The sequence below is a fragment of the Microbacterium sp. SCN 71-21 genome (assembly GCF_001725695.1).
Lineage (GTDB): Bacteria > Actinomycetota > Actinomycetes > Actinomycetales > Microbacteriaceae > Microbacterium > Microbacterium ginsengisoli.
In genome coordinates this window covers 1-11,110 of sequence record NZ_MEGA01000103.1, presented here as the reverse complement: position 1 = coordinate 11,110, position 11,110 = coordinate 1, and the positions used below count along the sequence as shown (strand labels likewise).

At 70.9% G+C, this 11,110-nt stretch carries 12 protein-coding genes; 4 read left to right on the top strand and 8 right to left on the bottom strand.

The window, feature by feature from the left end:
• Positions 1-116: 116 nt before the first annotated feature.
• Together ABT08_RS12250 and ABT08_RS12245 are read right to left on the bottom strand one after the other, a co-directional pair.
• Entirely contained in the window at positions 117-1,136 is a 1,020-nt protein-coding gene (locus tag ABT08_RS12250; RefSeq protein WP_288115137.1) for a DUF2332 domain-containing protein, read from the bottom strand.
• 139 nt (positions 1,137-1,275) lie between these two features.
• Positions 1,276-2,598, bottom strand: a complete 1,323-nt coding sequence (locus ABT08_RS12245) for a bifunctional o-acetylhomoserine/o-acetylserine sulfhydrylase (protein ID WP_045248311.1) — start codon at positions 2,596-2,598, stop codon at positions 1,276-1,278.
• 188 nt (positions 2,599-2,786) lie between these two features.
• On the opposite strand from ABT08_RS12245, the gene ABT08_RS12240 reads away from it, so the two are divergent.
• The 4 genes from ABT08_RS12240 to ABT08_RS12225 are packed head-to-tail and all read left to right on the top strand — an operon-like array spanning position 2,787 to position 5,549.
• Positions 2,787-3,563, top strand: coding sequence for an SDR family NAD(P)-dependent oxidoreductase (locus tag ABT08_RS12240; RefSeq protein ID WP_045248312.1), 777 nt, complete (start codon positions 2,787-2,789; stop codon positions 3,561-3,563).
• 50 nt (positions 3,564-3,613) lie between these two features.
• Positions 3,614-4,123, top strand: coding sequence for a phosphoribosyltransferase (locus tag ABT08_RS12235; RefSeq protein ID WP_056206543.1), 510 nt, complete (start codon positions 3,614-3,616; stop codon positions 4,121-4,123).
• Positions 4,124-4,134: 11 nt separating this feature from the next.
• A complete protein-coding gene (locus ABT08_RS12230) occupies positions 4,135-4,845 on the top strand; it encodes a uracil-DNA glycosylase (protein ID WP_056206545.1) in 711 nt (236 codons plus the stop codon).
• 44 nt (positions 4,846-4,889) lie between these two features.
• Entirely contained in the window at positions 4,890-5,549 is a 660-nt protein-coding gene (locus tag ABT08_RS12225; protein ID WP_288115136.1) for a GNAT family N-acetyltransferase, read from the top strand.
• Between the two features lie 12 nt (positions 5,550-5,561).
• Here the strand turns inward: ABT08_RS12225 and ABT08_RS12220 are convergent, their stop codons facing one another.
• From ABT08_RS12220 to ABT08_RS12195, 6 genes are all read right to left on the bottom strand, one after another.
• On the bottom strand, positions 5,562-6,353 hold the full coding sequence (locus tag ABT08_RS12220) for an ABC transporter ATP-binding protein (protein ID WP_288115135.1): 792 nt from the start codon (positions 6,351-6,353) through the stop codon (positions 5,562-5,564).
• Positions 6,350-7,135, bottom strand: coding sequence for an ABC transporter ATP-binding protein (locus ABT08_RS12215; protein ID WP_288115134.1), 786 nt, complete (start codon positions 7,133-7,135; stop codon positions 6,350-6,352). Before ABT08_RS12215 ends, ABT08_RS12220 begins: the two co-directional genes overlap by 4 nt.
• Positions 7,113-8,009, bottom strand: a complete 897-nt coding sequence (locus tag ABT08_RS12210) for an ABC transporter permease (protein WP_288115133.1) — start codon at positions 8,007-8,009, stop codon at positions 7,113-7,115. Before ABT08_RS12210 ends, ABT08_RS12215 begins: the two co-directional genes overlap by 23 nt.
• Entirely contained in the window at positions 8,006-8,956 is a 951-nt protein-coding gene (locus ABT08_RS12205; protein WP_045248319.1) for an ABC transporter permease, read from the bottom strand. The genes ABT08_RS12210 and ABT08_RS12205 overlap by 4 nt, the downstream gene beginning before the upstream one ends.
• The gene (locus tag ABT08_RS12200) at positions 8,953-10,458 is read right to left on the bottom strand and encodes an ABC transporter substrate-binding protein (protein WP_137877507.1); all 1,506 of its coding nucleotides are present in this window, start codon (positions 10,456-10,458) and stop codon (positions 8,953-8,955) included. The genes ABT08_RS12205 and ABT08_RS12200 overlap by 4 nt, the downstream gene beginning before the upstream one ends.
• 152 nt (positions 10,459-10,610) lie before the next feature.
• Positions 10,611-11,110, bottom strand: a 500-nt coding sequence (locus tag ABT08_RS12195) for an alpha/beta fold hydrolase (protein WP_502685890.1), incomplete at its 5' end; no start/stop codon positions are given.

Here is an 11,110-nt window from a genome sequence, read left to right as displayed (position 1 = left end):
GCCCGCCGAGGCGGCGGGCGTCGGCTTCCGAAACCGGCGCGCTCGGCACCGTGTCCTCGGAAGTCTGCCAGTCCATCGCTCCATTCTCCCCGCCCGTGGCGCTGCTCCGGGGACTGTTACGCGAACGGGGTGATCTCGTAGGTCGCGCCGTGCTGTCCGGCGAGGGCGATCGGGGTGCCGTTGCGTCGCTGCACGAATCGGTGGTGCGCTCGAAGGTCGGCGGGGAGCCGATCGTCGAGCGCCGGGAAGGTGCCGCGGCTCTCATTGGACAGCCAGGTCACCGGGCGGCCGAGCCGTCGACCGAGGTCTCCCACGAGCGCGACGAACGTGTCGCGTTTCGCGGCATCCGGGTACATCAACACCGCGCTGTGGAAGACCACGAGGTGCGCGTCCGCCGGTGCTGTCGCAGCGAGCGCCTCGAGGTCGTCGACGAGGTCGCCGCTGACGATCCGGGGCGGGGCGGATGCCGCGGCATCCGCTGCCTGACGAAGTCGTGCGATGCGCGCGTCGTGGTCGGGGCCCTGCCACACGAGAAGCTCGAGCCAGCGCAGCGCTTCGGGGTCGCGCACGTCGATGGGGGCGAGGTCGAGCCCGGCGCGCCAGGCCACCTCGACCGGTCCGGTCGGCACCGCCGCGGCGTCGTCGACGGTGCACCGGAGGTCGATGGTCGGGCCTGCGGCATCCGGCTCGTGCAGGAACTCGCCTGGGGGAGTCGTGTACGTCACCCGGCAGTGGTCGGGGAAGAGGCACAGTCCGCCCGCGGCGCCCACCTCGAGCAGGGCGACCGGCCCGTCGAGCCGTGACAGCGGCGGCAGCCATGTCGCCGCGCGGCCGGGTTCATTGGTCTGGGTGGAATGCGTCGCGGAGATCTCGGAAATGCGATCCCACGCGTCGAGCAGCTCATCTCGCACCTCGGCGTACGGGTGCAGTGGCACTCCGGCGCGACGCGCGGCGGCGAACAGCAGGTTCGCCTGCTGCTGGCGGCGCGGCAGTGCGGTGAGGCGTCGCACCACCTCGGCATCCTCGGCGATCGCGCAGGCCCAGTCCTCGTACAACGGCGACGTGCCGTGCGCCCAATGCCGGCCGAAGTCGTCGTAGTAGGCGGCGAGCTCTCGCTCGTCATCGGCGTCGCCCATGCGCACCCCCTCGATGTGACGGATGCCGCCAGCCTGCCTCACGATCGGTCGAGTGGCCAGTCGGAGGGCGGTGTCGGGGCCGCAACCGACGACGCCCCCGCCCGGAATCCGGACGGGGGCGTCGATCGCCTGAGGAGGGTCAGACCCGCGCGGCCTCAGCGACCGTGCGGGCGGCGCCGAGCGCCTGCTCGAGGTCGGCCTTGAGGTCGTCGATGTTCTCGATGCCGACCGAGAGGCGCACGAGGCCGGGGGTGACACCGGTCGTGAGCTGCTGCTCGGGGGTCAGCTGCGAGTGCGTGGTCGAGGCGGGGTGGATGACGAGCGAGCGCACGTCGCCGATGTTCGCGAGGTGGCTGAACAGGGTCAGCGCGTTCACGAACGCACGGCCGGCCTCGACGCCGCCCTTGAGCTCGAACGAGAGCACCGCGCCGACGCCCTTCGGGGCGTAGCGGTTGGCGGCGGCGTACCAGGGCGAGGTGGGCAGGCCCGAGTAGTTCACGCTCGCGACGTCCTCGTGGTTCTCGAGCCACTCGGCGATCTCCTGCGCGTTCTGCACGTGACGCTCGATGCGCAGCGACAGGGTCTCGAGGCCCTGGATGAGCAGCCAGGCGCTCTGCGGCGCGATGGCGGCGCCGAGGTCGCGCAGCAGCTGCACCCGGGCCTTGATGATGTACGCGAGACCGTCGCCGACCGCCGCGGTGTAGCTGGCGCCGTGGTACGAGGGGTCGGGCTCGGTGAGACCGGGGAACTTGTCGACGTTCTGCGACCACGGGAAGGTGCCGCCGTCGACGATGATGCCGCCGATGGTGGTGCCGTGACCGCCGATGAACTTCGTCGCCGAGTGCACCACGATGTCGGCGCCGTGCTCGAACGGACGGATGAGGTACGGCGTCGCGATCGTGTTGTCGACGATCAGCGGCACGCGGTTCTCGTGCGCGATGTCGGCGACCGTGCGGATGTCGAGCACGTTGATCTTCGGGTTGCCGATCGTCTCGGCGAAGAAGAGCTTCGTGTTCGGGCGCACCGCGCGGCGCCACTCCTCGGGGTCGTCCTGGTTCTCGACGAAGGTCGTCTCGATGCCGAGCTTGGCGAGGGTGTACTTGAAGAGGTTGTAGGTGCCGCCGTAGATCGAGCTCGACGAGACGATGTGGTCTCCGGCCTGCGCGATGTTCAGCACGGCGAACGACTCCGCCGCCTGGCCGCTCGCGACGAGCAGCGAACCGGTGCCGCCCTCGAGCGCGGCGAGGCGCTGCTCGACGACATCCTGGGTGGGGTTCTGGATGCGGGTGTAGATGTTGCCGAACTCGGCCAGCGCGAAGAGGTTCGCGGCGTGGTCCGTGTTGTCGAACACGTAGGAGGTGGTCTGGTAGATCGGCGTGGCACGAGCCTTGGTGACAGGGTCGGGCTGCGCGCCGGTGTGAACCTGCTTGGTCTCGAAACGCCAGTTCTCGGAAGAGGTCATCGGTGCTCCTCTGGGGTGCGGGTGGTGAAGTGGTCGGTGGCTTGCCATGACAGTAGGGGGCGTGCCGGGAGCCGACAAGGGCGCCGACTCGCCGCGTAACACGACGTTCAGCCCCGTCATAGCAACGACGGATGCCGCTCCCTCCGCCTGTGTCTGAGCACCCGCGCGCTCCCGCTAGCGTGGACGGTATGACCAAGCGTGCGGTAGTGACGGGGGCAAGTTCGGGGATCGGCGAGGCGACGGCGCGCAAGCTCCGTGCCGACGGGTGGGACGTGGTGGCCGTCGCCCGCCGCGCGGACCGTCTCGAGGCGCTCGCGGCCGAGACCGGCGTGGTCCCGTTCGCCGCCGACCTCACCGTCGCCGCCGACGTCGCCGCGCTCCGCGACTTCCTCGCCGCCTCCGGATCGGTGAACAGCGTGATCCAGGTCGCGGGTGGTGCTCGCGGCACCGATCACGTCGCCACCGGGGATGTCGACGACTGGCAGTGGATGTACGACGTCAACGTCCTGTCGACGCAGCGGGTCGTGGCATCCCTTCTGCCGCTGCTGCGCGAGGCCGCCAAGGCCGACGGTGTCGCAGACATCGTGATCGTGACCTCGACCGCGGCGCGCGTCGCCTACCAGGGCGGCGGCGGGTACAACGCGGCGAAGGCGGCGGAGTCGGCTCTCGCCCAGGCGCTGCGCCTCGAGCTCAACGGTGAGCCGCTGCGCGTCGTCGAGATCGCGCCGGGCATGGTGCAGACCGAGGAGTTCTCGCTCAACCGACTCGGTGGAGACCAGGGCGCCGCCGACAAGGTGTACGAGGGTGTCGAGGCGCCGCTCGTCGCCGACGACATCGCCGACCTCATCGCGTACGCCGTCGAGGCACCCGGCCACGTGAACCTCGACCTCGTCATCGTGCGCCCGGTGGCTCAGTCGGCGCAGCACGTGCTCGCCCGCGGCCCGCTGCACGTGCGGGAGGGCTGAGCGCCTAGGCTGGTGCGGTGCGCCGCTCGGCGCGGGAAGGACGGCGTCGAGTGGGCGAGGCGAACGAGGAGCGCGAGCATCTGACCTGGGAGGGCTTCGGCGAGGCGTCGAGGTCGCTGTCGCGGGACATCCTCGCGGCCGGGTTCGTGCCCGAGGTCGTCGTGGCGATCGCCCGTGGCGGTCTGCTGCCGGCCGGTGCCATCGCGTACGGGCTGGGCATCAAGAACTGCGGCGCGATCAACGTCGAGTTCTACACCGGCATCGGCACCGTGCTCGACGCCCCCGAGGTGCTGCCGCCGGCGCTCGACCTCTCCTACCTCGAGGGGCGGAAGGTGCTGCTCGTCGACGACGTAGCCGACAGTGGCCGCACGCTCGATCTCGCCGTGAAGCTGCTGGTCGACCGGGGCGCCGAGGTGCGCTCGGTGACGATCTACACGAAGCCGACCACCATCATCGAGCCGGACTTCTCCTGGAAGCGCACCGATCGCTGGATCAACTTCCCGTGGTCGTGGAAGGGCTCGGTCCTCGAAGAGGACGGCGGCCTTCCCGCATCCGCCTGAGAGGCACCGGGATGGCGATGAGTCTGACCGAGCTCGCCGCCGCGGGGCTGGTCGACGAGGGCTGGGCGCGGGCGCTCGAGCCGGTCGGCCCGGACATCGCCGCGCTCGGCGATCGTCTGCGCGCCGAGGTCGCGGTGGGTCGCCACTACCTGCCGTCGGGCGACCGGGTGCTGCGGGCGTTCGCCCGCCCGCTCGCCGAGGTGCGGGTGCTGATCGTCGGGCAGGACCCGTATCCGACACCCGGGCATCCGATCGGACTCTCGTTCGCGGTCGACCCGCATGTGCGGCCGCTACCGCGCTCGCTGGAGAACATCTACCGCGAGCTCGCCGACGACCTCGACCTGCCGAAGGCGCCGCACGGCGACCTGTCGGCATGGGCCGATCAGGGCGTCATGCTGCTCAACCGCGTGCTCACCGTCGCGCCGGGTCAGCCCGCATCCCACCGCGGTTGGGGCTGGGAGAAGGTGACCGAGCACGCGATCCGCACCCTCGTCGCGCGGCAGACGCCCACGGGCGAGGCGGCTCCGCTCGTGGCGATCCTGTGGGGTCGGGATGCCGCGAACCTCCGACCGCTGCTGGGCGAGACGCCGATCATCGAGTCGCCGCATCCGTCACCGCTGTCGGCGCACCGCGGCTTCTTCGGTTCGCGCCCGTTCTCCCGTGCGAACGCGCTGCTGGAAGAGCGCGGCGTCGCCCCGGTCGACTGGCGCATCCCGGCCTGACGGCGCCGTGCGTCGCGAGGCCGTCGTGCGCGTATCCTGGGCGCATGCTGGAGGAGGAATACAACCCGTCGCGCTGGAACCTGTTCCGGCAGCAGCAGCGTCGCGCCGAACTGTCGGAGCGGCCCTTCAGCTACGAGATCCGTGCCGCAGAGGAGAGCGATCTCGCCGACATCCGCGAGATCTACAACTACTACGTCACCAACTCCGTCGTGACCTTCGACGAGAAGAAGTGGTCGCTCGCGAAGTGGCGTGACAAGTTCGCCTACCTTCAGAAGCAGAAGATGCCCTTCCTCGTCGCCGAGTCGCCGACCGGCCAGGTGCTCGGGTACGCGCTCGTGCAGCCGTGGGCGGGCAAGTCCGCGTTCCGCTTCACCGTCGAGGACTCGATCTACCTCGGTCACGCGTCGTCGGGCAAGGGCCTCGGCCGTGCCCTGCTCGAGGCGCTGATCGCCGCGTGCGAGGCGAACGGCATCCGCGAGATCGTCGCCGTCATCAGCGACAAGGGCGCGGAGGGCTCCCTGGCGCTGCACGAGAAGCTCGGCTTCGTCGAGGTCGGTCGGATGGGCCGCGTCGGCTTCAAGTTCGGCCGGTGGCTCGGCACGGTCTACCTGCAGAAGTCGCTGAAGCCGACGAAGAAGCGCGGGCTGTTCGGGCGGCTGCGAGACAGCCCCGACGACACCCGAGCCGACGCCGACGCCGACTGACGCGCGCAGTCCTCAGCGCCCGGGGAGCGTCGGGATCGCGGCGAGCAGCTGACGGGTGTACGGATGCTGCGGCTGCGCGAGCACCCGCGCGGTCGTCCCGCGCTCGACGATGCGCCCGGAGGACATGACCACGACCTCGTCGCAGATGCTCTGCACGACCCCGATGTCGTGGGAGACGAGCACGAGGGTCAGGCCCTCGCTGCGGCGCAGGTCGGCCAGCACTTCAAGGATCTGCGCCCGCACCGACACATCGAGGGCCGACAGTGGCTCGTCGCCCACGAGGATGCGCGGCCGGTGCACGATGGCCCGTGCGATCGCGATGCGCTGGCGCTGCCCGCCCGAGAATTCGTGCGGGTAGCGGGCCGCGGCATCCGCATCGAGACCGACGGCCGCGAGCACTTCGGCGACGCGCGCGCGACGGTCGCCGTCGATGCCCAGCGCCCACAGCGGCTCGGCGATGATGCGGCCGACGCGCATGCGGGCATCGAGAGAGGCGTACGGATCCTGGAAGACGATGCCGGTCTCGCGCCGCAGCCAGTGCAGGGCGCGGGCGGGGGAGGCAGCATCCACCTCTCGGCCGTCGATGCGCACACTGCCGGTGGTCGGCGCGTCGAGTGCGAGCAGCAGCCGCACGAGCGTGGACTTGCCCGACCCGGACTCGCCGATGACCCCCAGCGCCGAGCCCTCGGTCACGTCGAGGTCGACACCGTCGAGCGCCGTCGTGGTCTCGCGCGGGCCGAACAGGGCGCGGCGAGGCCCGCGGTGCACCCGCGTGAGCCCGCGGGCCTCGATGAGCGCGGTCATGCGGACTCCTCGGGCAGGTCGGATGTCGCGGCCCCGCGCCACAGCGTCGCCGCGGCGTCGCGCAGCAGGCCCCGCGTGACGGGCGAGGCGGGCTCGGTGAGAAGGGTCGTGAGGGGACCGGTCTCGACCACCCGTCCGGCCGAGAGCACGACCGCATGGGTCGCGACCTGGGCGAGCACGGCGAGGTCGTGGGTGATGAACACGAGCGACATGCGGTCCTCGTCGGCGAGTCGGCGCAGCAGTTCGAGGATGCCGGCCTGCACGGTGACGTCGAGTGCCGTCGTCGGCTCGTCGGCGACCAGCAGGCGAGGGCGTGCGGCCAGGGCCATCGCGATCGCGACGCGTTGACGCTGCCCGCCGGAGAGCTGGTGCGGGTAGCGCGCCACGATGCGCTCGGGGTCGGGCAGTGCCACACGGCGGGCGCCCTCGACCGCGAGGCGGCGCCGCTCGGCGCGGGAGCGCTCACCGTGGATCGCGGCCGCCTCGGAGATCTGGCGGCCGACAGTGCGCACCGGGTCGAGGGCCGTCAGCGGGTCCTGGAACACCATGGCGAGTTCCCGCCCGCGACGACGGGCGAGCTCGCGGTCGCGCAGCCCGACGAGTTCGACCCCCTGCCACCGGATGCTGCCCGACACCGCCGCGCCGTCGGGCAAGAGTCCCAGCAGCGCCCGCGCGGTGAGCGACTTGCCCGAGCCCGACGCGCCGATCAGCCCGACGCGCGCGCCCTCGGGCACCGCGAACGTGACGCCGTCGGGTCGGTCACCTCCAGGCTCCCGCGACACCCCCCGGCACGTGGGTGCGGGCGCGGCTGGCGCTGCCGCCGCTCGCGCGCAGCAGGGGATCGGTCGCCTCGCGCAGGGCGTCACCGAGCAGGTTCAGCCCGAGCACGGTGAGCGAGATCGCAAGCCCCGGCCAGACGACCGAGAGCGGGTAGACGCTGATGTACTGCTGCAGTTGCGAGAGCAGCAGGCCCCACGAGGCATCCGTCACCGGCGCCCCGAACCCGAGGTACGACAGCCCCGCCTCGGCGAGCACCGCCACCGCCATGCCCCACGACAGCTGCACGATGAACACCGGCAGCACGTTCGGCAGCAGGTGCCGCCACAGGTTCTGCGCGGGGGTAAGGCCGGCCGCGCGCCCCGCGAGCACGACGTCGCTCAGCAGTACGCGACGCAACTCGGGTCTCGTCACGCGGGCGATGTTCACCCCGAATCCGATGCCCATCGCGACGATGACCACCCAGAGCGACCCGCCCCAGACCGCGGTGATCATCATGGCGATCAGCAGCACGGGGAACGCGATCAGCACGTCGACGACGACCGCGACGCTCTCGCGCACGAGGCGCGGCGTGAGGGCGCCGAGCGCGGCGAGCACGAGACCGAGCACGGTCGCGATGATCCCCGCGCCGACCGCGACGACGACCGTGGTGCGGGCGCCCGCCATGAGCAGGCTCAGGATGTCGCGGCCCGTCGCGTCCGTGCCGAGCAGGTGCGGCCAGCTCGGCAACTGCCAGCGGATCTCGACGTCGGTGCGCTGCGGATCGAACGGGGTCCAGACCAGGGCGACGGCGGCGGTCGCCAGCACCGCGGCGGCGATGACGAGCCCGATGCGGCCGGCGGGGAGTCGCCACACCCGGGCGATCACACTGTCGCTCATGACGCCTCCCGCTGTCTCGGGTCGATGAGCCGGTGCACCAGGTCAACGGCGAAGCCGACGATGAGCACGAAGGCGGTGAGCGCGAGCAGCTCGCCCTGCACCTTCGGGATGTCCCGTGCCTGCACGTCGGCCACCAGCATCCGTCCGATGCCGGGCAGGGAGAAGAGCTGCTCGATGACGACGGCGCCCACGATGATCGCCGCGATCTGCAGGCCGAGCACGCTGATGATCGAGAGCCCCACGTTCGGCAGCCCGTGGCGCACGAGTGCGCGTGTGCGGGTGAGGCCCTTCGCGGCGGCGGCGGTCACGTAGTCCTGGTCGAGGGCCTGCAGTGTCGCCGAGCGCACGAAGCGCATGAGCAGCGCACCCTCGACGACGCCGATGGTCAGCGCCGGGAGGATGAGGGCGCGCAGCGCGAGCCCCGGATCCGACCAGCCCGAGCGGGGGAAGCCTTGCGCGGGCAGCCAGCCGAGGGTCACGGCGAAGACGATGACGAGCATCATGCCCGCCCAGACGACCGGAACCGCGGCCACGGCCTGCGCGCCGATGCTCAACGCCGCACCTCCCGCGCGGTGCCGCTGCACGGCGGCCACGACGCCGAGGGGCAGGGCGATGACGACGGCGATGAGCAGCGACAACAGGCCGAGCGGCAGTGTCACCTGCGCCTTCTGTCGCAGCTCGTCGCTCACCGAGCTTCCGGTGACGAGCGAGGTGCCCAGGTCGCCGCGCAGCGCTCCGCCGATCCAGTCGAGGTATTGCAGCGGCAGCGGACGGGTCAGGCCCAGCTGATCCCGGATCCGCGCGATCTGCTCGGCAGTCGCGTTGGTTCCGGCGATCAGCTGGGCCACGTCACCCGGCAGCACGTGCAGGGTGAGGAAGATCAGCACGCTGGCGAGGAACAGGCCCAGGATCAGCAGGGCCAGCCGTGTCAGCGTGAATCTGATCACCCGTTGCTCTTCTCCAGGGTGGCGAGGTTGATGCGAGAGTTGACGTTGTCGGCGGGGAAGCCGGTGATGCCCTTGCCGACGGCGACGACCGACTCCCAGTTGTACAGCCAGTCGGCGGCGTTGTCGTCAGCGACGATCTTCGCAGCCTGCGCGAGCAGGTCGTCCACCTGCTGGTCGCTGGTCGCGGCGATCGCCTGCTGGTAGAGCGACTGCACCTGCGGGTTGTTGAACGTGAAGTAGTAGCTCCCGTTCGCCCAGGTGTTGCCGAAGTCTCGCGGCTCGGCGTGGTCGACGAGGCTGAGGTCGTAGTTCTTGTTCGTGTAGACGTCGTTGAGCCACGTCGTGAAGTCGACGCTGTTCACCTTGAGGGTGATGCCGGCGTCGGCGAGGTTCGACGTGAGCAGCTGCGGGATGGTCGTGCCGTAGAACGAGGGCACGGTGAGCGTCAGCGTCAGGTTCGACACTCCCGCGTCAGCGAGAAGCTGCTTGGCCTTGGCCGGGTCGTGGCTGATCGTCGACGACAGGTCCTGGTAGCCGGGGTCCGGCTGCGGGATCGGACCGTAGAGGGGTTTGCCGGAGCCGACAGCGGCGATGATCGCGTTGTGGTCGATCGCGAGGCGGATCGCCTCGCGTACACGGGTGTCGTTCAGCGGCGCCTTCGTGCTGTTGAAGGCGAGCACGAACTTGTCGGTCGCGCTGCCCTTGACGACCGAGAAGTCGCCGCCCTTCTCGACCTGAGAGCTGAGAGTGGCGTCGAAGCCGGTGATGACATCGACCTCGCCCGACTGGGCGGCGGAGATCGCGGCCTGGTTGTCGGGGATGATGTCGAAGACGACCTCGGCGACCTTCGCCTTGTCGCCCCAGTAGGCGTCGTTGCGGGCGAGCGTGATGTTCGCGCCCTGGTTCCACGACTTCAGCGTGAAGGGTCCGGTGCCGTTCGCCTTCGTCTTGTAGTCGACGGTGTCGCCCTTCTTCAGGATGATGCCGGCGCGCCCGGTGAGGTTCCACAGCAGCTGGGAGTCGGGCGACGAGAGGGTGAGCGTGATGGTGTTGCCGGTCGCGCTGATGTTCGACACGTGCGAGAGCGTGGAGCTGTTGGCCCATGTGCTCTCGTCGCGGTGCTGCGTGAGCGACCACACCACGTCGTCGGGCGTCAGCGCCTGACCGTCGTCGAAGGTGACGCCGTCGCGCAGCGTGAACGTGTAGGTGAGAGCATCGGAGGACACCGTCCAGGCGCTCGCGAGCGAGGCGACGATCTTCTGGTCGGGCGTGCGCGAGACGAGGCCCTGATACACGTTGTCGATCAGAACCTGGTCGAGGGCGACCCCCGCGGTCTGGCGGATGTCGAGGTTGGTGGGCTCCAGTGCCAGTCGGATGTTGACGGTGGCGTTGGGGTCGCCAGAAGCGGTCGGTGCGCTGCTGCCCCCGGCGGAGCAGGCGGTGAGTGCGAGGGCGGCGGCGGCCAGGATGGCGGCCCCGGCCAGTGCGGTGCGGCGGAACATGCGGGATCCTCTCGGTGCGGGGATGTCCGTGCTGTGGAACGTCCGTGCGGGGGAAGGGCGCGCGCCGGATCGGCGAGCTTCCCTCAGCCTAGGTCGGGGGCACCGGGCCGCGGCCCAGATGACCGGCCGCCGTCACACGGCGACACGCGACGTCACACGGCCGGTGATCGGCGGCCCGAGGCCGCACGCACGAGGGCCGCCAGCTCGGCCGGGATGTCCTCCTGCACGTTGTGACGCGCAGGCACGGAGACGACGGATGCCGCGGGCAGGCGCCGCGAGAAATCATCGGCGTCACCCGCCGAGACGAACCCGCGCTCGCCGCGGATGAGGGTGATCGGTGCGGTCACGGCGGCGAGGTCGTGCCACCCCGACTCGGACAGCAGATCGCGCACCGCGGAGTCCAAGGTCGGGGCGTCCGCGTCGCCGTTCGCGACGGCGGCGGCGAGGTGCGCGAAGTGATGCTTCCACTCGACGCGGCCGTCCTCGCGCACCCGCGAGTTCAGATAGACGCCGCGGGTCGCCGCGCCACGGCTGCCGCCGAGGCCGAAGGACAGCGCGCGCTCGACCAGCTCGTCGCGGCTCGCCCACGAGGTCGGGCCGGCGAAGAAGGCGCGGATCTGCGCGGGCCCCTCGTCGGGGTTCACGCCGGGGG

What these genes read in the sequence shown, in the direction of transcription:
- ABT08_RS12220 (WP_288115135.1), bottom strand. Translation starts at nt 6,353, where the DNA reads ATGACCGCGCTCATCGAGGCCCGCGGGCTCACGCGGGTGCACCGCGGG.
- ABT08_RS12230 (WP_056206545.1), top strand. Translation starts at nt 4,135, where the DNA reads ATGGCGATGAGTCTGACCGAGCTCGCCGCCGCGGGGCTGGTCGACGAG.
- ABT08_RS12245 (WP_045248311.1), bottom strand. Translation starts at nt 2,598, where the DNA reads ATGACCTCTTCCGAGAACTGGCGTTTCGAGACCAAGCAGGTTCACACC.
- ABT08_RS12250 (WP_288115137.1), bottom strand. Translation starts at nt 1,136, where the DNA reads ATGGGCGACGCCGATGACGAGCGAGAGCTCGCCGCCTACTACGACGAC.
- ABT08_RS12200 (WP_137877507.1), bottom strand. Translation starts at nt 10,458, where the DNA reads ATGTTCCGCCGCACCGCACTGGCCGGGGCCGCCATCCTGGCCGCCGCC.
- ABT08_RS12225 (WP_288115136.1), top strand. Translation starts at nt 4,890, where the DNA reads ATGCTGGAGGAGGAATACAACCCGTCGCGCTGGAACCTGTTCCGGCAG.
- ABT08_RS12240 (WP_045248312.1), top strand. Translation starts at nt 2,787, where the DNA reads ATGACCAAGCGTGCGGTAGTGACGGGGGCAAGTTCGGGGATCGGCGAG.
- ABT08_RS12210 (WP_288115133.1), bottom strand. Translation starts at nt 8,009, where the DNA reads ATGAGCGACAGTGTGATCGCCCGGGTGTGGCGACTCCCCGCCGGCCGC.